Raw genomic sequence first — 22,007 nt, 5'->3', positions numbered from 1 at the left:
GACACTGATAACGCCGAATAGAGAGTGGATGGCGAAATGAAGGCTGTTTCGTTGCAAACGCAGACGATGGACGGGCAAACGCCGCGTCACGTTGCGATCATTATGGATGGTAACGGACGATGGGCGCAGGCGCGCGGGCTGCCCCGCACGGCGGGACATAAACGCGGTGCTGAGGCGGTGCGCGGCGTGGTCGAAGAGGCCGTTCACAAAGGCGTTCGTTATCTGACCTTGTTTGGTTTTTCGTCGGAAAACTGGAAACGTCCCGACGGCGAGGTTCGCGACCTCTTGGGGATCATCCGTTTTTATCTTCGCCGTGAAATCAGCGAGTTGCACAAGAAGGGTATCCGTCTTCGCGTGATCGGCGATCGCGCCCGCCTGCCGGAGGATATTCGGGCGTTGATCGACGATAGCGAAACGTTGACATCGCAAAACACCCGGTTTGATCTGATTATCGCGCTCAGCTATGGCGGGCGGGACGAAATCGTGCGCGCGGCGCGCGCCCTGGCCGAAGATGTGCGCTCGGGCAAGATCGTCCCTGAAGATATTGATCAAGATGCGTTCTCCCGGCGTCTGTATACCGACGATATTCCCGACCCGGATCTGCTGATCCGCACCAGCGGGGAAAAACGCGTCAGCAACTTCCTGTTGTGGCAGATGGCGTATAGCGAGCTTGTTTTCGTCGATACCCTATGGCCCGATTTTTCCGCCGCCGTTTTTTCCGCCACGCTTGAGGAATTCGACCAACGCGATCGACGCTATGGCGCCGTCCGTGGCTGAAAAAACCGCCCTTAAGGCCTTGACGCGGGTGGCTTCGGCCGTCGTTTTGGCGCCACTGGCGATTTGGGCCGTTTTCGCGGGAACACCCTATTTTGAAGTGATGGTCGTCGCGGGCGGGGCCGTTTTGATTTACGAATGGTCGGCGATGGTCGGCGGGCGTCCGTCGTGGTTGACTTTGGGGGTGGGGTATGTCGGCCTTGCCTGCATCGCTTTCATGTGGCTGCGCGGCGATACCGAAAGTGGCTTTCTGACGGTGACGTGGTTGTTTGGCGCGGTTTGGGCCACGGACATCGGGGCCTACGTTTTCGGGCTAAGCATAGGCGGTCCTAAACTGGCCCCTAAAATCAGCCCAAAAAAGACCTGGGCGGGGTTAATCGGGGGCATGACGTGCGCGGCGGCGTGCGGCGCCGCGATCGGTTATTTTCTCGCCGCCGCGCCCGCGCTATGGGGCTGGGCGGCGTTCAGCGCTTTTATCGGCGCTGTTTCACAGGGCGGGGATCTGTTCGAATCTTGGGTCAAGCGGCGGTTTGGCCTCAAGGATTCCGGGGCCATCATTCCCGGTCATGGCGGTCTTTTCGATCGCGTCGATGGTTTGTTGAGCGCGATTTTGGTGACCGCCTTGATAAACGCCCTGCTGAGGAGCAACGTATTGCTATGGCTATAGCCCAATCCCAGCCGGCGGTTCTGCGACATCCCCAAAGCGTGACCATTTTGGGGGCGACGGGATCGGTCGGCTGCAATACGGTGGATGTGGTCGAGAGAAATCCCGAAAAGTTCACCGTCACGGCGTTGTGCGCCAAGCGCAACGTTTCCCTCTTGGCGGATCAAGCGCGGCGGCTTCGCCCGGAGTTGTGCGTCGTTGCCGACGAAAGCATGTTCGCCGCCCTGAAGACCGCTCTGGCGGGAACCGGCATCGAGGTTGCGGCGGGCGCCCAGGCGGTGATCGACGCCGCCCGGTTGCCCAGCGATATCGTCGTCGCGGCGATCGTCGGCACCGCCGGCTTGCGCCCGACGCTGGCCGCCGCGCGCCGGGGGGCGGTGGTCGCCTTGGCCAACAAGGAATGCCTGGTGTCGGCGGGCGAGCTGATGATGGCCGAGGTGCGCGCCCACGGCGCCACCCTGTTGCCGGTGGATTCCGAACATAGCGCTATTTTCCAGGTGTTCGATTTCGATCGCGTGGATGGCGTCGAAAAAGTGACCCTGACGGCGTCGGGCGGCCCCTTTCGGACGTGGGATATCGCGCGCATGGCGGCGGTGACCCCGGAACAGGCCTGCGCCCACCCCAACTGGGACATGGGCGCCAAGATATCGATCGACAGCGCGACGATGATGAATAAGGGGCTGGAATTGATCGAGGCCTATCATCTGTTTCCGGTCGGTCATCAGCGCCTGGAAACCTTGGTCCATCCGCAATCGGTGATCCATTCGATGGTCTCGTACGTCGATGGCTCGGTTTTGGCTCAGTTGGGTGCGCCGGATATGCGCACGCCGATCGCCTACGCCCTGAGTTGGCCACAGCGCATGCACGCCCCGTCAGCCAGATTGTCGCTATCCGAAATCGGTCAGTTGACGTTCGAAGCGCCGGACATCGCGCGCTTTCCCGCTTTGCGTTTGGCGGGCGAAAGTCTCCGTTTTGGGGGCGGCGCGCCAACCGTTCTCAACGGCGCCAATGAGGTCGCGGTCACCGCGTTTCTTGAGCGCAAGATTGGTTTTCTCGATATTGCGGGCATTGTCGAGCAGACTCTGCAGTTGCTTCCCGGCGCGCCAGTCGATAGCCTTGAAAACGTCATGGCCCTGGATGGGGAAGCGCGCAGGGTGGCGCGCCTGGAAGTCGATCGCGTGGCCGCCGCACGGCCCTGAGGGGGCGCGCCCTTGGAAATTCCAAGATATGATACCCCTCGACGCCGGTATTTCGCCATGCGTCGAGGGCAATCGGCGCAAACGAAAACATTCGTGCATTTGAGGTAAGAAGAGACACATGACCTTCCTGAATTTGATCGGTTCGATGGCGACGTCGGTTACGGAAAACACGCTTCCGTTTCTGGCTTTGATCACGGTATTGGTTTTCGTCCACGAGATGGGACATTTCTTGGTCGCCCGCTATAACGGGGTGCGGATCGAAGTGTTTTCCATCGGTTTCGGACCCGAATTGTGGGGGCGTACCGATCGGCGGGGCACCCGCTGGAAGGTGAGCATGGTGCCGCTGGGCGGATACGTGAAAATGTTTGGCGAGGGCGATATGGTGACCGGCGTTGACGATGCCGAGGATCGCCCTATGACCCCCGAGGAACGGGCGGTTTCTTTCCATCACAAGCGTCTGGCGCAGCGCGCGGCCATCGTTTTTGCCGGCCCCTTGGCCAACTTTGTGTTCGCTATCGTCGTGATGACGGGGTTGTTCGCCGCCGTCGGCACGCCTAAGCCCTTGTCCGGGGTTGGGCAAATACAGCCCGATAGCGCCGCCGCCGCCGCTGGTTTTAAAACCGGCGACACCATTGTCGCGATTGACGGCCAGGCGATTCGCTGGTTTGACGATTTACGCAATATCGTCAGCCGGAATCCGGGAAAATCCTTACGTTTCGATATTGTCAGGAACAACCGCGACATAACCCTTGACGCGACTCCGGCGCGTCATGTGCTTGAGGCCTCGCAAAAAGGGGTGGCCCCGCGGGTCATCGGCCTGCTTGGCGTGAGCCCCGATCCCGCTCAGGTGATCTATCAACGCATGGGAATCGTTCAGGCCGTCGAGCATGGCGTCGGGCGGACTTACGCCATGACGGCGGGGATCATGGACGCCTTGGGACAGATGATCCGAGGCACGCGCAACGCCAACGAATTGGGTGGGCCGATCAGCATCGCCATCGTTTCCGCCGATGTGGCGCAAACCGGGTTGATCAATATGATGATGCTGGCGGCGGCCTTTTCCGTCAACTTGGGGCTGCTCAACTTGTTTCCCGTGCCGATGCTCGACGGGGGCCATCTGGTCTTTTACGCTTTTGAGGCGTTGCGTGGACGGCCTCTCAGTCAGCGCACCCAAGAATACGGTTTTCGTTTTGGGTTGGTTCTGGTATTCCTCCTTATGATCTTCGCGACCTGGAACGATTTTGTGCGGCTGTTCGCGCGCTTCGGGGGGCTATGATCTCGGTCTGTCGTTTCGTGTTCGACCCCATTGAAATATCTTGATCCCGGGGGGATTTCTTGCTGGTACTGGCGCGTTTTTTCCTGTTTCTGACAGTTGTTGCGGGCGGATTCTTATTCGCGTCGCCGGGCCTTGCGCAAACGAGTCCACAAACGGGCGTGCAAACGGGCGGGGTGGTGCGTGAAATTCGAGTTGAGGGCGCTCGTCGGGTCGAACCGGGGACGGTTCGTTCGTATTTGTTGATCCATAAGGGCGATGCGTTCGATCCCGAACGCATTGATAAATCCCTAAAAAGCTTGTTTGCGACCGGCCTGTTCGCCGACGTCACGATTCGCAGAGACGGTGATGTTCTTGTGGTTGACGTGGTTGAAAACCCAGTAATTAACGAGATCGCCTTCGAGGGCAACAAAAGGATCAAGACGGCAGACCTAAAGGCCGAAATTTCATTGCGTCCGCGGGTTATCTATACGCGTACCAAGGTGCAGAATGATGTCGAGCGGATTTTGACGTTGTATCGGCGCAGTGGGCGTTTCGCCGCCACGGTCGAGCCTAAAGTGATCCAATTGGATCAGAACCGCATCAATTTGGTGTACGAAATTCACGAAGGTGATGTAACAAGGGTTCAGAATATTCGGTTCGTGGGCAACCATGCGTTTACCGATTCCGACCTGCGCGACGTTATCAGGACCAAGGAAACGCGGTGGTATCGCTTTTTAAGTTCCGACGATACCTACGATCCCGATAGACTGACGTACGATCGCGAGTTGCTTCGTCGATTTTACCTAAAAAATGGCTACGCCGATTTTCGTGTTTCCTCCTCGGTCGCCGAATTGACGCCAGATCATAAGGCGTTCTTCATCACCTACACCGTCGATGAAGGTCCGCGCTATCGCGTCGGGAACGTTAAGGTGGCGGTCAAATTGCGCAATCTGACCAGCGCGACCTTGATGCGCGAAAACACCCTCAAGCGGGGCGACTGGTACAACGCCGACGCCGTGGATAAAAGCGTCGAAAAGATGACGGCGCAAGTCGGAAATCTGGGGTATGCCTTCGTCGATATTCGTCCGCGCATCAACCGCGACCGTAAGAAACACGTGATCGATATCACATATCAGGTCGATGAAGGCCCCAGGGTGTTTGTCGAACGGATCAATATTTCCGGTAATGTGCGCACCTTGGATAGGGTTATTCGCCGCGAATTTCGTCTCGTTGAGGGCGACGCCTTCGACGCTGCGAAACTGCGCCGGTCGAAAAAACGCATTCAGGATTTGGATTTTTTCAAGAAAGTTGACGTCGAACAAGTCCCCGGAAGCGCGCCCGATAAGACGGTGATCAATGTCAAGGTAAAGGAAAAATCCACCGGAGCATTGTCGTTGACCGCCGGATATTCAACCACCAACGGGGCTTTGGTTGGGGCGAGTATTCGCGAACGCAACCTGCTGGGCACCGGACGTAGCCTGAGTTTGAGCACGCAAATCGCACAATCGCAGAGTACCGTCAATCTTAGCTTCACCGAGCCTTATTTCCTCGGCCGGGATATTTCCGCGGGATTCGACATTTTCCATACCGCGAGCAACCGTCAATCCACCAGTTCGTTCAATTCGAAATCGACCGGTTTCGCTCTGCGGGCGCATTATCCGTTGACCGATACCCTGACCCAGGGATGGCGTTATACGCTGCGTAGCAATCAGGTGGATAGCGTCAAGGATACGGCTTCGACGTTCATCAAGGCTCAAGCGGGCAAACGGATGCTGTCGGAGGTTACCCATACGTTGGGGTACGACACGCGGGACGATAAACGCAACCCCACCGAGGGCGTGTTTGCGCAGTTGACCACCGACTTGGCGGGATTGGGCGGCGATTCCAAATATTTCCGCAATCGGATTGATGGGTCCACGTACTACCAATACGCCGATGGCTGGGTGGCGCATTTGCGTGGGGCGACGGGATATGTGATGCCTTTGTCGGGCAACGTGACGATTCTCGATCGTTTTTTCTTAGGTGGCGACGACCTCAGGGGGTTCGCCTCTTCCGGCGTCGGGCCTCGCGACCGGGTATCAGGAGATGCTTTGGGCGGACAATGGTTTTATAGCGGCTCGTTGGAAACGTCGTTTCCCATTGGACTGCCGAAGGAATTGGGGGTCGCCGGGCATGTCTTCACCGATTTCGGGTCGATCGGTAAGATCGTTCCGAGCAGTTCGGAAGTGCAAAATACTGGATCGTTGCGCGCTTCGGCAGGTTTTGGTCTTTCGTGGTCTTCGCCGATCGGACCGATCGGCGTCGATTTCGCTTGGCCCGTGTTACATGAAAAATATGACAAGAGCGAAGTCATGCGCGTTAATATCGGGACCAGATTCTAGGCCTGAATCATGGTTGTTTCTTCGGGTCAAATCTAATTTTCCTGTTCAAAAGACCCATACTTAACCCGTTTTTTAAAAAAGGTTATGACGTGATGCGTACATTCCTCGCCGCCTTATTTACGTTGGTCACATTGGCGATGACCCCTCCGGCCTTCGCGCAACAAAAGACCGGAACGGCGCCTGCCCGCGGAGAGGTTGCGGTCAAGGTTGCGTTGCTTAATCTCGATATGATTCGGGCCAAGGCGAAGGTCACGAAAAATGTCGGCGAACAGATCAAAAAATATCACGACGCCATCCAACAGGATATCAAGAAGGAAGAAGATACTCTGCGTGGCGTTGAACAGGAATTGAACCGCAAGCGCACGCTCCTTGCTCCGGAGGCTTATGCCGCCGAGCGGCGAAAATTCGAACAACGTCTGAGCAAGGTTCAAGCCGAGGTTCAGCAGCGCTTGCAAGCCCTCAACAAGGTTCGCCTCGCCGCCAACGAGGCGATCAACAAGGCCTTGATCGAGGTTATTAAAAAGGTGTCCGAGGAAAATCATCTAACGCTGGTGTTGAACGCGCAGCAAACCATTTTTTATGCGACGGCATTGGACATTTCCGATATTGTCCTGGAACGTTTAGACAAAAAACTGCCGGCCTTCAAAGTCGCCAAACCGGATAAATAAGTCATGGCGGATCCCCGTTTTTTCAGTTGTGCGGGTCCGTTGACGCTTCGCCAAATCGCCGATATCGCCAAGGCCGAACTTTCGCGTTGCGCCGACGAGAGCAGGCGGATCAGGGATGTCGCGCCACTGGACCGGGCCGAGGCTGACGAGATTAGTTTTCTGGACAATAAGAATTACGCCGCCGCCTTCGCGGCAAGCAAGGCGGGCGCATGTATCGTGCATCCCGATTTAGCTCCGCGTGCGCCGGAGGGTATGGTCTTGTTGGTGACCGACGAGCCGTATCGCGCCTATGCGCGTCTCGCCCAGGCGTTTTACCCGATGACGACGCCCGCCGAAACGGTCCATCCCTCGGCGTATGTCGATCCCACCGTACGTTTGGGGGCGGGGTGTCGGGTGGACGCCGGGGTCGTCATCGCGCAGGGCGTGGAACTCGGCGCGCGTTGCCACATTGGCGCCAATACAGTGATCGGCGAAGGCGTGGTCATCGGCGATGACGCCCGGATCGGCGCCAATGTGACGGTTCAGTTTAGTCGGGTCGGCGCGCGGGCGATCGTTCATCCCGGCGCGCGGATAGGGCAGGACGGTTTCGGTTTCGCCCCCGCCCGCCCGCCCGGCAGTCTCGATCATTTGAAAATTCCGCAGTTGGGACGTGTGCTGATTGGTGACGACGTCGAAATTGGCGCGAATACCACGATAGACCGGGGAACGGGGCCGGACACCATGATCGGCGATGGTTGTAAGATCGACAATCTGGTCCAAATCGGGCACAACGTACAGATGGGAAGAGGCTGCTTCGTGGTCTCTCAGGTCGGAATATCGGGAAGCACGAAGCTGGGCAATTATGTCGTGGCTGGGGGGCAAGTCGGAATCGCCGGGCATTTGACGATCGGCGATGGCGCACGGATGGCGGCGCAAAGCGGTGTGATGCGCGATATCGCCCCCGGCGCCACGGTCGCCGGCTCCCCCGCCATCGCAGCGAAGGATTTTTGGCGGCAGGTCGCCCGCCTGGGTACATTGACAAAGAAGAAAGACAAGGGGTCCATCCGATGAGTCCTGAGACAAATACTGTTGCCGAAAGCATTGATATCGTTCGGATCATGGAAATGATACCCCACCGTTACCCGTTTTTGATGATTGATCGCGTCGTTGATATCACGCCCGATGTCGGCGCCACGGGAGTCAAAAACGTGACCATTAACGAGCCCTTCTTTCAGGGTCATTTCCCGGGGCACCCGGTAATGCCGGGGGTGCTGATGATCGAGGCGATGGCGCAAACGGCGGCGGTGGTTGTCGTGCGCACCATGGGTAAAGGGGCCGAGGGCAAACTGGTCTATTTCATGTCGGTCGATCAGGCGCGCTTTCGTAAACCTGTCACGCCCGGCGACACCGTGCGCTTTGTCGTTGAAAAGAAGCGCCAGCGGGCCAACGTGTGGAAGTTCCAGGGCAACGCCTTTGTCGGCGACGTGCTCGTCGCCGAGGCTGTTTTCGCCGCCATGATCGTGGACAATTGATAATGACAACCATCCATCCTAACGCTATCGTCGCCCAAACCGCCACCATTGGCGAGAATGTCACGGTCGGCCCATTTTGCTCTGTCGGCCCCGAGGTTCACCTGGGCGATGGTGCGACGTTGGTTTCTCACGTCGCCATTGACGGGCGCACGACGCTTGGCGCCAATAGTAAGATTTACCCCTTCGCCTCGATCGGCTTACAGCCGCAGGATCTGAAATATGCCGGCGAGCCGTCACGCCTTGAGATCGGCTGCAACACCGTTATTCGCGAGCACGTCACCATGAACCCCGGCACCCAGGGCGGCGGCATGGTGACCCGCGTCGGCAATAATTGTCTGTTTATGGTCGGCGCCCACGTCGCGCACGATTGCGTGATTGGAGATAATGTTATTTTAGTTAACAATGCGACGTTGGCCGGTCATGTCGTCGTTGAGGATTGGGTGATCTTGGGTGGGTTGTGCGCGGTGCATCAATTCGTGCGCATCGGTCGCCATGCCATGATCGGCGGGATGTCCGGCGTCGAACACGATATCATTCCCTACGGTTCGGTGGTCGGTAATCGGGCCCATCTTTCGGGGCTGAACCTCGTCGGGTTGAAACGGCGAAATTTCGACCGGGAAACTATCCATGCCATGCGCAATGCCTATCGCGTTTTATTCGCCCAGGAAGGCACCATGAGCGAACGCATCGCCGACGTGGCGGAAATGTTCAAGGATGTCGAGCCGGTGATGGAAATCGTCGATTTCATTCGCGCCGATTCATCGCGGGCGATCTGCCGGCCCAAGTTGGACGATGCAGCCTAAACTGGGCATTCTGGCCGGTGGCGGCGCGCTTCCGGCGCGCCTGATCCGGGCGTGCCGAGACAGCGGACGCGATTTTTTCGTTATCGCCTTTAACGGACAAACGGATCGTGAGACCGTCGTGGACACGCCTCATGCCTGGATACGTTTGGGCGCGGCGGGGCGGGCGATCGCCGTTCTTAAGCGCGAGGGCGTCCGTGAACTGGTGATGGCCGGGGCGATCCGCCGCCCCTCGCTCGCCCATTTATGGCCCGATCTGCGCACCTTGCGCTTTGCCCTCGGCGGCGCTTTCTCCCGGGGGGACGACGGGCTGCTGTGCTCCGTCGTGCGCACGCTTGAACGGGATGAAGGTTTTCGCATTATCGGTGTCCACGACGTGCTGCACGATCTTTTGGCCCGTGCCGGCGTGCTCGGTACGCCTCGCCCTACGGAGGATGCCTTGGCCGACATGCGTATCGCCGCCGGGGCGGCGTGGAACCTGGGGCGGCGCGATATCGGGCAGGCGGCGATCGCCCGCGGCGGGGACGTCATCGCCCGCGAGGACCGTTTGGGCACGGACGCCATGATGGCGAAGTTGGGCGCGTCGCAGGCGGGCGCGCGAACCCGCGGGGTTTTGGTGAAAATTTCCAAGCCCGGCCAGGAACGCCGCGTCGATCTGCCGACCATCGGTGTCGATACGATCGAAAATGCCCGCAAGGCGGGGTTGACCGGTATCGCCGTCGAGGCGGGAGGTGCGCTGATCGTCGATCGGGATGCGGTGATCGCCGCCGCCGACAAGGCGGGTTTGTTCGTTTATGGGATGTCCTCCGGGGAGATCGCGGACCTCCGCCGCCGACACTTTTTTATTATCGCCGGCGAGCCTTCCGGCGACGAACTGGGAGGGCGCCTGATGGCGTCATTGCGGGAGATCTATGCCGATCGGGTGCATTTTTCCGGGATCGGCGGGGTGCGGATGGCCGAGCAAGGGCTCGACAGTTTGTTTCCCATGTCCGAACTGAGCGTCATGGGGCTGGCCGAGGTGTTGCCGAAATTACCGACCCTGATCGGGCGCATTCGTGAGACCGCCCGCGCCGTGCGCCGGGAGCGCCCCGATTGTCTGGTTTGCATCGACGCCCCGGACTTCAATTTTCGTGTGGCGCGCAAGTTGAAGGGGGTGGGGATTGCGTTGGTCCATTACGTCGCGCCGACGGTGTGGGCGTGGCGGGCGGGCAGGGCGCGAAAAGTCGCCCGCTTCCTCGATCACATGCTCTGCCTGTTGCCGTTCGAGCCGCCCTATTTCGAAAAGGCGGGGTTGGCGGCGACCTTTGTCGGTCATCCGATCGTCGAAAGCGGCGCCGATGCGGGGGACGGGGCGCGTTTTCGCGCGGATCACGCGATCGCGCCGGCGACGACCTTGGTCGCGGTGTTGCCCGGATCGCGGCACAGTGAAACCTCTAAGATGTTGCCGGTTTTTGCGCGCGCCTTGACTCTTTTAGCGCGCGACAAGGGCGAATTCCACGTCGTGATCCCCTGTGTCGCCGCCCGCTTGGACGATGTGCGCGCCGCCACGCGGGATTGGCCGTTTTCGGTCAGCATCGTTATCGGGGTAAAGGATAAGTACGACGCCCTTGCCGCGACCGACGTGGCGCTTGCCGCCTCGGGCACGGTGGCGCTGGAACTGGCGCTGTCCAAGACGCCCACGGTCATCGCCTATAAACTGAACCCGTTGACGGTCTGGCTGGCGCGGCGTTTGGTGCGTGTGCGCTTCGCCAACCTGATCAATATTATCCTGGACCGCGAGGCGGTCCCCGAATTTCTCAACGAGCGTTGCCGCCCCGAGCTTCTATGCGCCGCCGTTGCGCGCCTGATGGATGACGCCGCCGCGCGTCGCCGCCAGATCGAAGATGCGGGAGCGGCCCTGGAAAAACTAGGTTTGGGCGGACCGTCTCCGGGAATGCGCGCGGCCAAATGTCTTGTCGATATCGTCGAAAGCAGAATGGGAGAATAGACCATGGACACTCAAAACTTTCGCTTCCTGCACACCATGATCCGGGTTTTCGATCTGGAAAAGTCGATCGATTTCTACACCCGTCACCTGGGCATGAAGGTACTGCGCCGCAGCGATTATCCCGAGGGAAAATTTACCTTGTGTTTTTTAGGTTATGGGGATGAGAACAGCCACACGGTGATCGAATTGACCCACAACTGGGATCAGGCGGAGTCTTACAATTTAGGCACCGCCTTCGGCCATCTGGCGATCGGCGTGCCCGATATCCATGGCGCTTGCGAGGCGATGAAAAGCGAAGGCGTGCCGATCCCGCGTCCGCCCGGCCCGATGAAGCACGGCGCCACCGTGATCGCCTTCATCGAAGATCCCGACGGCTATAAGATCGAGCTGGTCGAAAAAAAATGACGGTGAAAAAGCGCTGACGGGCGGACCCGGCGGGCACTGTCATCAAAGCGACATATGAATACGATAGGCTTCCATCGTCGTCCACACTGTCAGCGTATCGGAGTTCCCCAGTGCATAAAACGTTTACCGCCATGGCCTTGGCCATGCTTGCGTCGTCTCTTGTTTCCGCGCCCGTGCCTGCGTTCGCGGCGGACCCCCTGGTTGTCTACAGCGCCGGGCCGAAGCCGTTGTCCGGCGCGCTGGTCAAGGCCTTCGAGAAAAAGACCGGCCTTCAGGTCAGCCTGTTTCAGTCCTCGTCGGGCAAGGTCATGGCCCGCTATCAAGCGGAAAAGGCCAATCCCCACGCCGATGTCCTGATTTCGGCGTCATGGGGGCACGCCATCACCCTGGACAAGGCGGGCGAGTTGCTGCCCTATACCTCGCCGGGCGCGGCCCATGTGCCCGCCGACCTGAAGACGCCGACTTATGTCGCCGAGGGCGCGGCGGCGCTGGCGATCGCCTACAATACCAAATCGGGATTGCCGGCCCCCGCGCATTGGTCCGATTTGACCCGCCCCGCGTACAAAGGGCAGGTGACGATGCCCGATCCGGCGAAGTCGGGCTCGGCGTTGACCCTGGTCGAAGGACTGGTCAACAAGGACGGCGCGCAGGCGTGGTCGATGTTCAAAGGGTTGCACGATAACGGCATGATCGTTCCCGGCGCCAACAAGGCGGCGTTGACCCCGGTCTTGCAGGGGGCCAAGGGCGTCGTCTTCGGCGCCGTCGATTACATCGCCATCGGTTCCAAGATGAAGGGGGAAGCGATCGATATCGTCTATCCCAGCGAGGGCACCGTTCTGGCGCCCCGCCCGATCATGATCTTGAAATCGACCCGCCATCCCGCCGCCGCCAAGGCGTTTGTCGATTTCGTGCTCTCCAAGGAAGGACAGCGTCTCGTCGCCGCGCGCTATATCCTTCCCGCGCGCACGGACGTTGTGGCCAAGCGGGCCGGTTGGGACGCCTTGCATTTGATTAAGATGGATTACGTCGCCGCCGCCGATCACGCCGCCGCCACCAAGGATCATTTCGCCAAGGTCATGCGCGGCGAATGATCTTCTCCCCGCAGGTTCGCGAAGAAGGCCGGAACCTGAGACCGGCCTTCTTTTTTCTTTCGACGACGGTGTTGGCGGTGATCGTGGGGCTGCCGGTCTTGGCGATCGTGGCGTTCGCGGTGTTCCCCGATCTCAACGCGTTGTCTTTCGCCGCGCCCTTTAGCGCCCTGGCGCCAAGTCTACGCGATGCACGTTTGACCGGCGCGATCGCGCGTTCTCTGGAACTGTCGAGCGCGGTGACGGCGGTCTGTGTCGTCATCGCACTTCCCCTGGCGTATCTGCGCGTGCGCATAACGCCGCGCTGGGGGCGCGTTTGGGACGGGTGTTTTCTGGTTCCCTTTTTAATACCGCCGTACATCGGATCGCTGGCTTGGATGCAGTTGCTGCAACGCAACGGGTTCATGCAGCAGGTATCGGGCCTCAATCTGGATGGGATGCTCTATTCCTTCTGGGGCATGGTTTTGGTCATGGCGTTGCACCTGTTCGCCTTGATCTACTTCGCCGCGGCCAAATCGTTCGCCCTCATCGGTCGGCGCTACGGCGACGCCGCCAAGGTCTTCGGCGCCCGCGCCCTGTCCCTGTTCTGGCGCATTCATTTGCCGATGACGGTTCCGGCGGTGCTGTCCAGCGCGCTGATCGTCTTCGTTCTGACGATCGAGGAATTCGGCACCCCCGCCATTCTGGGAAATCGCTTTGGCTATGAAGTCATCGTGACCTTGATCCATGAAAAATTCACCGACTGGCCGATCGACCTGTCGGGGGCGTCGGTATTGTCGATGATCTTGATCGCGATCGCCTTCGTCGCCTATCAGGGCAATCGGGCGCTTTCGAAAAAATTTGAATCGCGGGTTGAAAATCAAATCCTGACCGCTCCGGGCGACGATCGTTCCCGGCGCTTTCAGGTTCTCGTCAACATGCTGTTCGCCGGGGTGTTTTTTCTCGCCGTGGCGTTGCCGGTGGCGACTGTGACGATCATGGCCCTGATGAATACCGTCAGCGGCGGGGTAACCTGGTCGAACTTGTCGTTGGCCCATCTGGTGGGGTTGTTCGAGGGCGGCTCGGCCGCCTGGCGGGCGATCCTCACCAGCGTGACCCTGGCGATTTCGGCGGCGGTTCTGACCGTATTGATCGGATTGTTGGTCGCCTTCAGCACGGTGCGTATGCGTTTTCGCGGCAGCGCCGCTCTGGATTTCCTGTCAATCCTGCCCAGTTCGATCCCCGGCATGGCGGTGGCGGTGGGTTTGATACTGACCTGGAATTTGCCGTTTTGGCCGGTCACGCCTTACAACACCCCCGTGGTTTTGCTGTTGGCTTACCTGTGCTTGATGCTGCCTTATCCCATTCGTCTGCTCACCGGTGCGCTTAGGCAGCTCCCCCGATCGTTGGACGACGCCGCTTACGTCTCCGGGGCCAGCGAATTTACGCTGGTCGTGCGGGTCTTGTCGCCCCTGCTGGGGCCGGTCGCCCTGGCCGCCGGATTGATCGTGTTCGCGATCAGCACCCGCGAACTGGTTTCGTCGATCATGCTGGCTCCGCCCGGCGTCGAAACGGTGGCGACGTACGTCTTCAACCAGTTCAATCAAGGATCGATCGGATCGGGCATGGCGATGAGTCTGGTGGCGATTGTTTTTTCGGGGGCGATTATCGCCCTCGGCCAAGGCCTGTATGGCGGGCGGCAGGGAGGCCCCGGATGAGCGCGCTTGAACTTCGCGGTATTTCGAAGGCCTTCTCTTCGGAACAGGTTTTGCGCGCCATCGATCTGGATGTCGCCGCAGGGGATTTCATGACCCTGCTGGGGCCGTCGGGATGTGGAAAAACGACGCTTTTACGCATCATCGCCGGATTGGAACACCCGGATGAGGGGAAACTGGTCATCGGAGAAAACTGTTTCGTCGATAGCCGGCGGGGGGTATTCGTCGCCCCGCAACGCCGCCGTTTGGGTTTCGTTTTTCAGGACTATGGTCTTTGGCCGCATCTTAGTATCGCGGAGAATGTCGCCTTCCCGCTGAAGATGGCGAAGGTCCCGAGGGCGCGCATCGCACGCCGGGTCGGTGAGGTGTTGGATATCGTGCGCCTGGGCGAACACGCCAAGAAAGTGCCCGAACAGTTATCGGGTGGTCAAAAACAGAGGGTCTCGATCGCTCGCGCCCTGGCCGGCGAGCCGAAAGTCATCCTATTCGACGAACCGTTGTCCAATTTGGACGCCAACCTGCGTGTCGAGTTGGGCCGGGAAATTCGCTTAATTTCGAAACAATTGGGACTGACCTGCGTCAACGTCACCCATGACCGGCGCGAGGCCCAGGTCCTGTCCGACCGAATAGCCCTGATGAAGGATGGCGTCGTGCATCAATGCGCGATCCCGGAAGTTCTGTTCAGGAAGCCGAAGGATGCCTGGACGGCGCGCTTTTTGGATGCGGGAAACATTTTACCCGCCGCCATGGTCCTCGGTGGCGATCTCCGCGCCGATGTCGAGGTTCTGGCGCCGCGCGGCGCATTTATTGTCCAGGACGATAAAACCGGCCATGAAGCCCGGGTGCTCAATTGTGTTTTCCTGGAGGACCGCTACGAGATCACGGCGGCTTTCCAGGGCCTGGACGTTCAGTTCTATAGCGCACGTCCCTTCGACACGGGGCAGACGATGACTTTCACCTTCGACGAAAGCCGGATCGTCCCCTTGTAACGCTCCATCGTTCGCGCGGAAGAAATTTGTCATGTAACCGTGGCGCGAATTGGCCTTCCTAAAATACACTTTTTAAGATATAAAAAATAAGTTTTAACAACTATTAGGGAATTTCTGACTATGAAAACGCGCTTACGGACGACGCTGCTACCTTATATTCGCGCCATCGCCTTTGCGTTGGTTCTCTTTCCGGTATTGTCGGTCGGGGCCGGCTTGGCGTTTGCCCAAGACATGGTGACGGTGGGTTCGGCATGGCAAAATCAGAGGGGATCGGTGATGTACATTGAATCCGTCGGCCCCGATGGAAGCTTCAGAGGTGTCTTCGTCAACAAGGCGGCGGGCACCTACTGCCAGAATACGCCTTATCCGATGACGGGGCGGACCAATCAAAGCGCGCTCGCCTTCGTGGTCAATTGGAAAAACGGGACTGAGGATTGTAAATCGATCACCGCATGGGCGGGCTATATCTCGGGCGGTCACATGACGACGAAGTGGAATCTGAGCGTCGCCGGGAGCACGAAACCCGATCAAATCATGAGCGGCGTTGATGTATTCAAGCCGCTGGCGTTCGAGGCGCACGACTCGCTGATGAAGTAATCCGGCGCATGCAAAGCGGGCGCGGGAGGGTCTTATTGGACCATCCTGCGCCCGCTTTCGTTATCGAACAGGTGCAAATTTTCGGTCCCGACGTCCAGTCCAACGATCTCGCCCGCCTTGGCCCGGACGATGCCCGATACCCGGATCGTCAATGCGGTTTTTTCGCGTCCGAAATGACCATGGAGGAGGGTGTCGGCCCCCAGGAGTTCGCTCGTTGCCACATGAAGATGAAATTGGGCGCGTTCGGCGTCGGTCAGGCGCAGGTGTTCGGGACGAATGCCCAAGATCACCGCGTCGCCGCCGGCGTACCGTGCGCCATTGGCGAAGGTAAGTCCCGCCGTAGAAAGCGTCTGTCCATCGGGGAGGAGAATGTGGGCGCTCTCTGCATCCAGCTTGACGTCAATCAGATTCATCGCGGGCGAGCCGATAAAGCTGGCGACGAAGGGGGTCGCGGGCTTGGCGTACAGTTCGATGGGGGTGCCGATCTGCTCGACAATGCCCGCGTTCATCACCATCAGACGATGGCCCAGGGTCATCGCCTCGACCTGATCGTGGGTGACATACAGACTGGTCACGCCGAGGGTTTCCTGCAGGCGCTTGATCTCCAGGCGCATCTGTACGCGCAGCTTGGCGTCGAGGTTGGACAACGGCTCGTCGAACAGGAAGACCGCGGGCTCGCGCACAATGGCCCGCCCCATGGCGACCCGTTGGCGTTGCCCGCCGCTGAGCAGCTTTGGTTTGCGAAGCAACTGCGCGTCGTCGAGTTCCAGGATGGCGGCGGCCTTGCGTACTTTTTCGTCGATTTCCCGCTTTTTCAATCCGCGAATTTTCAGGCCATAGGCCATGTTGGCGTAAACGCTCATGTGCGGGTACAGGGCGTAATTTTGAAACACCATGGCGATATCGCGTTGGGCCGGCTCCAGGTCGTTGACCCTGCGCCCGGCGATGTGGACATCGCCGTCGTTGATTGTCTCCAGTCCGGCAATCATGCGCAGAAGGGTAGACTTGCCACATCCCGAAGGGCCGACCAGGACGACGAATTCACCATCGGCGATGTCGATATTGACGCCGTGGATCGCCTTGAAGCCGTTGGGATAGGTTTTTTTTACATTTTTGATGGTGACGTTCGCCACGGGATGCTCCTGTTTATTTTTCGCTCTCGACCAAGCCCTTGACGAACTGGCGCTGCATGATGATGACCACCGCGATCGGCGGCGCCATGGCGAGCAAGGCGGTCGCCATGGTGAGGTTCCATTGGGGTACGGCGTCATCGACGTGGATCATCTTTTGCATCCCCATGACCACGGTTGTCATGTCGTTTTGCGTCGTGATCAAAAGCGGCCATAGATATTGATTCCAACCGTAGATGAACAAGATCACCGCCAGCGCGGCGATGTTGGTGCGCGACAACGGCAGCAAAATGGTGAAGAAAAAGCGGATCGGGCCGGCGCCGTCCATTCGGGCGGCCTCGGTCAATTCGTCGGGAACGGTCAGGAAAAATTGGCGGAACAAGAAGGTCGCCGTCGCCGAGGCGATCAGCGGCAGGGTCAGGCCGCCGAAACTATCGAGCAAGCCGAGGTCGGACACCACCTTGTAGGTGGGCAGGATGCGCACCTCCACCGGCAGCATCAGGGTCATGAAAATGACCCAGAAAAACACCATGCGGAAGGGAAAACGGAAATACACGACGGCAAAGGCGGAAAGGATCGAAATGACGATTTTCCCCGCCATGATGCCCAGCGCCATGATGGTGCTGTTGATCATCATCCGTTCCACCGGAACCGCCCCCACCGACCGACGCCCCGATTGCAAAACGGACGTGAAGTTGGCGATCATCTGATCGCCGAACCACGGCTGCACGGTGTTGAGGACATCGGCGGCGTGATGGCTGGAGGTCACCAGAGCGACATATATCGGAAAGGCGATCACCGCCACGCCGATAATTAAAATGGCGTGGCTGAGGAAAGTTAGGAATGGGCGATTTTCGACCATCAGTATTGCACCTTTCTTTCCAGGAAACGAAATTGCACCACGGTGAGGGCGGCCACGATCAACATCAAGATCACCGATTGGGCGGCCGACCCGCCCAGATCGAGGCCGATGAATCCGTCGTTATAAACCTTGTACACCAGGGTGTTGGTCGCCCCCGCCGGCCCACCTAGGGTGATGATGTGAATGATACCGAAGGTATCGAAAAAGGCGTACACGATGTTCACCACCATCAGGAAGAAAGCGGTCGGCGACAGCAGCGGAAAAACGATGGTCCAGAACCGGCGCGCCGGTCCGGCCCCGTCGATGGCGGACGCTTCGATCAGGGCCTTGGGGATCATCTGCAATCCGGCCAGGAAGAACAAAAAATTATAGGAGACCTGCTTCCAGGCGGCGGCGATCACCACCAGGGCCATCGCCTGATTGCCGTTGAGCAGATAGTTCCAGTCATAGCCCATCGCGGTCAAGGCCTCGGCGACGATGCCATTGGCCGGACTGAACATGAACATCCACAATACCCCGGCGATGGCGGGCGCCACGGCGTAGGGCCACAGAAGCATGACCTTATAGACGCCGGCGCCGCGAACCACCCGATTGGCCATCACCGCCAACAATAAGGACACGCCGAGCGCCAGAAATGTCGTCGCCAGACTGAAAACGGCGGTGATGACGATGGAATCGAAATAAAGCGGATCGCCCAGAACGTCCTTGAAATTGTCGAACCAGACGAATTGGGTGCTCAAGCCGAAGGGGTCCTCGACGAAAAACGACTGGTACAGCGCCTGTCCCGCCGGCCAGATAAAGAAGATGAGGGTTATCGTGATCTGTGGCGCGACAAGGACGTAAGGCAGCCAGCGGTTAGAGAATGTCGTCTTCTTTTCCATAAGGCTATCCGTCGGGGGTATGTTTTAGAACGAATGATCTAAAAAGCAGTGCGCCGGGCGGCGCGTGAACGCATTTGAAACGGAAACGGGGCCGCGCAAAGGCGGCCCCGCGGGTTTGACGTTACGTCATTTGTTGGCTTTTTCGAACTTGCGCAACAAGACGTCGCCGCGCTTGACCGCTTCATCCAGGGCCTGTTTGGCGGTTTTCTTGCCCGACCAGACGGCTTCGAGTTCTTCGTTGATGATGTCGCGGGTTTGTACGAAATTGCCCAGGCGCAGCCCCTTCGAGTTGGCCGTCGGCTTCTTGCCGTTCATCTGTTCGATGGCGACGTCCCGACCCTTGAAGGTGTTGTAGTAGCCGGTGTCCTTGGTCAGTTGATAGGCCGCCTTGGTGATCGGCACATAGCCGGTGTTTTCATGCCAGAACATTTGCACGAACGGGTCGGACAGATAGTTCAGGAATTCGGCGACGCCCTTGTAATCCTTTTTGGCGTTGCCCTTAAGCACCCACAACGAGGCCCCGCCGATGATCGAATTTTGCGGCGCGCCCTTGACGTCGGACCAGTAGGGAAGCTGATCGGTGCCGAAGTCGAATTTAGCGCTTTTCTTTAGGCCGCCATAAGACGCCGAGGAATTAAGCAGCATCGCGCATTTGCCCTGAGCGAACAGAGGGTTGGCGTCGCTGCGACGCCCGCCGTAGCGAAAGACGCCGTCTTTTTGCCAATCGGCGAGTTGCTGGATGGTTTTGACCTGGAGCGGGCCGTTGAAGGTCAGCTTGGTGTCCAGGCCGCCAAAACCGTCCGACTTGGTGGCGAAGGGAAGGTTATGCCAGGCGCTGAAGTTTTCCAGCATCACCCAGGACTGCCAGCCGACCGTGAAACCGCATTGGGCGGCGCCAGAGGAAATCAGCTTCTTGGAATATTCACCCATTTCTTCCCAGGTCTTGGGGGCGCGAGTCAGACCCGCCTTGGCGAAGGCGTCCTTGTTCCAGAACAGAACCGGGGTCGAACTGTTGAAGGGCATCGACAGCATCTTGCCGTCGGTCGTGGTGTAGTAGCCGGTCACCGCCGAAATATAGCGGTTTTCGTTGAACGGGACGTGTTCGTCCTTCATCAGCTTGTAGACGGGATAGACGGCGCCCTTGGCGGCCATCATCGACGCCGTGCCGACTTCGAAGACCTGCAAAATGTGCGGCGGCTTACCGGCGCGAAAGGCGGCGACGCCCGCGGTCATGGTTTCGGTGTAGTTTCCCTTGTACACCGGCTTGATGACATATTTGCTTTGGCTGTGGTTGAAGCCCGCGGCGATTTCCTCGACCCGCTTGCCCAAATCGCCGCCCATGGCGTGCCACCACTGAATTTCGGTCGCGGCCTGGGCGGTCGCCACCCATCCGCTGAGCGTCGCCGTTGCGGCGGCGAGCACGATTTTGCGTTTAAACGACACAGTCATGAATGATGTCTTCCTCTTTGATTGAACGTGAAAATGGGGGGCGGTGCGCCTTAATGTTGGCCGGAGAATCCGGCGGATGGGCGCGATGTTAGGCATATCTGGATGACGGATTGATGACGCTTTGAAGACGTTCTGCGAACGTGTTTTTAGAGACCATCACCAATGCGGGTGACCGTTTCCACGCGTCAATCTGGGATTGCGTCGTTCGCGCGGGAGCGGCGTTCAACCGCCCCGCTTTGAGAGGCGTTTTGAGCGTTTTTTCAAGGCGTGCGGCCCATGAAAAAGGGCCGGACGGTTTCAACCGTCCGGCCCGAATGTCCGGGATGCCCCGGCAGGGATAAAGAGCTTAGCCGCGGGCGGCGATATCGACGTAATCGCGCGGCCCCGACCCGGTGAACAATTGCCGCGGGCGGCCGATTTTCTGCATTGGATCCTCGATCATTTCGTTCCACTGGGCGACCCAACCGACGGTGCGCGCCACCGCGAACAGAACGGTAAACATCGAGGTCGGAATGCCCATCGCCTTGAAAATGATTCCGGAATAAAAATCGACGTTGGGGTAGAGCTTTTTGGAGACGAAGTAGTCGTCTTCGAGGGCGATGCGTTCCAGCTCCATCGCCAGATCGAGCAGGGGGTCGTCACGAACCCCCAATTCATCGAGGACATCGTGCGCGGCTTGGCGCATAACCCTGGCGCGAGGGTCGAAGTTCTTATAGACCCGATGACCGAACCCCATCAGGCGGAAGGGGTCGTTCTTGTCCTTGGCGCGGGCGATGTACTCGGGAATGTGATCTTTCGTGCCGATGTGTTCGAGCATGCTGAGCACGGCTTCGTTGGCTCCGCCGTGCGCCGGTCCCCACAACGAGGCGATGCCCGCGGCGATGCACGCGAACGGGTTGGCTCCGGACGACCCGGCGATGCGCACGGTTGACGTCGAGGCGTTTTGTTCATGATCGGCGTGGAGGATCAATATCCGATCCATGGCGCGGGCCAACACCGGGTTGACGACGTATTCCTCGCACGGATTGGAGAACATCATATAAAGGAAGTTTTCCGAGAAGCTAAGGTCATTGCGCGGATAGGCGAACGGCATACCCATCGAATAACGATACGCCGTGGCGGCGATGGTCGGCATTTTCGCGATCAAGCGGGTCGAGGCGACGAAGCGGTGGACCGGATCGGAAATGTCCGTGCTGTCGTGATAGAACGCCGACAGCGCGCCGACGACGCCGCACATGATCGCCATCGGATGGGAATCGCGGCGGAAGCCTCGGAAAAAATAGTTGATCTGTTCGTGGATCATGGTGTGGTATGTGATGCGGTACTTGAACTTGTCGAGTTCGCCGCGGTCGGGCAACTCGCCGTAGACCAGCAGGTAACACACTTCCATGAAGTCGGATTTTTCCGCCAGTTGTTCGATAGGATAGCCGCGATACAGCAGAACGCCCTTATCGCCGTCGATAAAGGTGATTTTGCTCTCGCAGCTTCCCGTCGAGGTGAAGCCCGGATCATAAGTGAAATGGCCCGTTTCCCCATACAGCTTGCGGATATCGATAACGCTCGGTCCGACCGATCCTTCCAGGACCGGCAGCGTATAGGATTTTCCCGTGGCGTTATCGGTCAGGGTGAAGGTTTTGTTGGAAGTATTCTCGCTCATGTAACGTCCTTCCTTT

Annotated in this window: 20 protein-coding genes; 15 read left to right on the top strand and 5 right to left on the bottom strand. The window is 58.9% G+C overall.

Annotated elements, in window-relative coordinates:
- Nucleotides 1–36: 36 nt before the first annotated feature.
- The 15 genes from P3M64_RS03215 to P3M64_RS03145 all read left to right on the top strand — a co-directional run bounded on the left by P3M64_RS03215 (nucleotide 37) and on the right by P3M64_RS03145 (nucleotide 16,012).
- Nucleotides 37–777 (top strand): isoprenyl transferase, encoded by a 741-nt coding sequence (locus P3M64_RS03215; protein WP_207893096.1) that lies wholly within the window; start codon nucleotides 37–39, stop codon nucleotides 775–777.
- The gene (locus P3M64_RS03210) at nucleotides 770–1,441 is read left to right on the top strand and encodes a phosphatidate cytidylyltransferase (protein WP_243644706.1); all 672 of its coding nucleotides are present in this window, start codon (nucleotides 770–772) and stop codon (nucleotides 1,439–1,441) included. The genes P3M64_RS03215 and P3M64_RS03210 overlap by 8 nt, the downstream gene beginning before the upstream one ends.
- Nucleotides 1,432–2,637: a 1-deoxy-D-xylulose-5-phosphate reductoisomerase gene (locus P3M64_RS03205; RefSeq protein WP_207893097.1), complete on the top strand. Its 1,206-nt coding sequence runs from the start codon at nucleotides 1,432–1,434 to the stop codon at nucleotides 2,635–2,637. Before P3M64_RS03210 ends, P3M64_RS03205 begins: the two co-directional genes overlap by 10 nt.
- Nucleotides 2,638–2,755: 118 nt before the next feature.
- Nucleotides 2,756–3,913: an RIP metalloprotease RseP gene (gene rseP / locus P3M64_RS03200; RefSeq protein WP_132938120.1), complete on the top strand. Its 1,158-nt coding sequence runs from the start codon at nucleotides 2,756–2,758 to the stop codon at nucleotides 3,911–3,913.
- Nucleotides 3,914–4,089: 176 nt separating this feature from the next.
- The gene (gene bamA / locus P3M64_RS03195; RefSeq protein ID WP_243644707.1) at nucleotides 4,090–6,273 is read left to right on the top strand and encodes an outer membrane protein assembly factor BamA; all 2,184 of its coding nucleotides are present in this window, start codon (nucleotides 4,090–4,092) and stop codon (nucleotides 6,271–6,273) included.
- A gap of 92 nt (nucleotides 6,274–6,365) precedes the next feature.
- Nucleotides 6,366–6,941: an OmpH family outer membrane protein gene (locus tag P3M64_RS03190; protein ID WP_132938121.1), complete on the top strand. Its 576-nt coding sequence runs from the start codon at nucleotides 6,366–6,368 to the stop codon at nucleotides 6,939–6,941.
- A 3-nt stretch (nucleotides 6,942–6,944) separates the two neighbouring features.
- Nucleotides 6,945–7,991 carry a UDP-3-O-(3-hydroxymyristoyl)glucosamine N-acyltransferase gene (gene lpxD, locus P3M64_RS03185; RefSeq protein WP_132938122.1) on the top strand — a complete coding sequence of 349 codons (1,047 nt, stop codon included), beginning with the start codon at nucleotides 6,945–6,947 and terminating at the stop codon, nucleotides 7,989–7,991.
- Nucleotides 7,988–8,452, top strand: coding sequence for a 3-hydroxyacyl-ACP dehydratase FabZ (fabZ, locus tag P3M64_RS03180; protein ID WP_132938123.1), 465 nt, complete (start codon nucleotides 7,988–7,990; stop codon nucleotides 8,450–8,452). Before lpxD ends, fabZ begins: the two co-directional genes overlap by 4 nt.
- A 2-nt stretch (nucleotides 8,453–8,454) precedes the next feature.
- Nucleotides 8,455–9,255 (top strand): acyl-ACP--UDP-N-acetylglucosamine O-acyltransferase, encoded by an 801-nt coding sequence (gene lpxA, locus P3M64_RS03175; protein ID WP_132938124.1) that lies wholly within the window; start codon nucleotides 8,455–8,457, stop codon nucleotides 9,253–9,255.
- A complete protein-coding gene (lpxB, locus tag P3M64_RS03170; protein WP_132938125.1) occupies nucleotides 9,245–11,239 on the top strand; it encodes a lipid-A-disaccharide synthase in 1,995 nt (664 codons plus the stop codon). The genes lpxA and lpxB overlap by 11 nt, the downstream gene beginning before the upstream one ends.
- Nucleotides 11,240–11,242: 3 nt before the next feature.
- Nucleotides 11,243–11,644 (top strand): lactoylglutathione lyase, encoded by a 402-nt coding sequence (gene gloA, locus P3M64_RS03165; RefSeq protein WP_132938126.1) that lies wholly within the window; start codon nucleotides 11,243–11,245, stop codon nucleotides 11,642–11,644.
- A 110-nt stretch (nucleotides 11,645–11,754) separates the two neighbouring features.
- Nucleotides 11,755–12,735, top strand: a complete 981-nt coding sequence (locus tag P3M64_RS03160; RefSeq protein WP_207893098.1) for an ABC transporter substrate-binding protein — start codon at nucleotides 11,755–11,757, stop codon at nucleotides 12,733–12,735.
- A complete protein-coding gene (locus P3M64_RS03155; protein WP_132938127.1) occupies nucleotides 12,732–14,429 on the top strand; it encodes an ABC transporter permease in 1,698 nt (565 codons plus the stop codon). The genes P3M64_RS03160 and P3M64_RS03155 overlap by 4 nt, the downstream gene beginning before the upstream one ends.
- Nucleotides 14,426–15,415, top strand: coding sequence for an ABC transporter ATP-binding protein (locus P3M64_RS03150; RefSeq protein ID WP_132938128.1), 990 nt, complete (start codon nucleotides 14,426–14,428; stop codon nucleotides 15,413–15,415). Before P3M64_RS03155 ends, P3M64_RS03150 begins: the two co-directional genes overlap by 4 nt.
- Nucleotides 15,416–15,535: 120 nt before the next feature.
- Nucleotides 15,536–16,012, top strand: a complete 477-nt coding sequence (locus P3M64_RS03145) for an avidin/streptavidin family protein (RefSeq protein WP_132938129.1) — start codon at nucleotides 15,536–15,538, stop codon at nucleotides 16,010–16,012.
- Nucleotides 16,013–16,044: 32 nt separating this feature from the next.
- Here the strand turns inward: P3M64_RS03145 and P3M64_RS03140 are convergent, their stop codons facing one another.
- From P3M64_RS03140 to gltA, 5 genes are all read right to left on the bottom strand, one after another.
- Nucleotides 16,045–17,145 (bottom strand): sn-glycerol-3-phosphate import ATP-binding protein UgpC, encoded by a 1,101-nt coding sequence (locus tag P3M64_RS03140; protein WP_132938130.1) that lies wholly within the window; start codon nucleotides 17,143–17,145, stop codon nucleotides 16,045–16,047.
- A 13-nt stretch (nucleotides 17,146–17,158) separates the two neighbouring features.
- The gene (gene ugpE / locus P3M64_RS03135) at nucleotides 17,159–18,004 is read right to left on the bottom strand and encodes a sn-glycerol-3-phosphate ABC transporter permease UgpE (protein WP_132938131.1); all 846 of its coding nucleotides are present in this window, start codon (nucleotides 18,002–18,004) and stop codon (nucleotides 17,159–17,161) included.
- A complete protein-coding gene (gene ugpA / locus P3M64_RS03130; protein WP_132938132.1) occupies nucleotides 18,004–18,885 on the bottom strand; it encodes a sn-glycerol-3-phosphate ABC transporter permease UgpA in 882 nt (293 codons plus the stop codon). The genes ugpE and ugpA overlap by 1 nt, the downstream gene beginning before the upstream one ends.
- A gap of 126 nt (nucleotides 18,886–19,011) precedes the next feature.
- Complete coding sequence (gene ugpB, locus P3M64_RS03125; RefSeq protein WP_132938133.1) at nucleotides 19,012–20,334, bottom strand: sn-glycerol-3-phosphate ABC transporter substrate-binding protein UgpB; 1,323 nt, start codon at nucleotides 20,332–20,334, stop codon at nucleotides 19,012–19,014.
- 346 nt (nucleotides 20,335–20,680) lie between these two features.
- Complete coding sequence (gene gltA, locus P3M64_RS03120) at nucleotides 20,681–21,991, bottom strand: citrate synthase (RefSeq protein ID WP_132938134.1); 1,311 nt, start codon at nucleotides 21,989–21,991, stop codon at nucleotides 20,681–20,683.
- Nucleotides 21,992–22,007: the final 16 nt, after the last annotated feature.

The sequence above is a fragment of the Varunaivibrio sulfuroxidans genome (genome assembly GCF_029318635.1).
Classification (GTDB): domain Bacteria; phylum Pseudomonadota; class Alphaproteobacteria; order Rhodospirillales; family Magnetovibrionaceae; genus Varunaivibrio; species Varunaivibrio sulfuroxidans.
The sequence above is the reverse complement of the archived record's forward strand: the minus strand, read 5'-3'. Positions and strand labels throughout refer to the sequence as shown.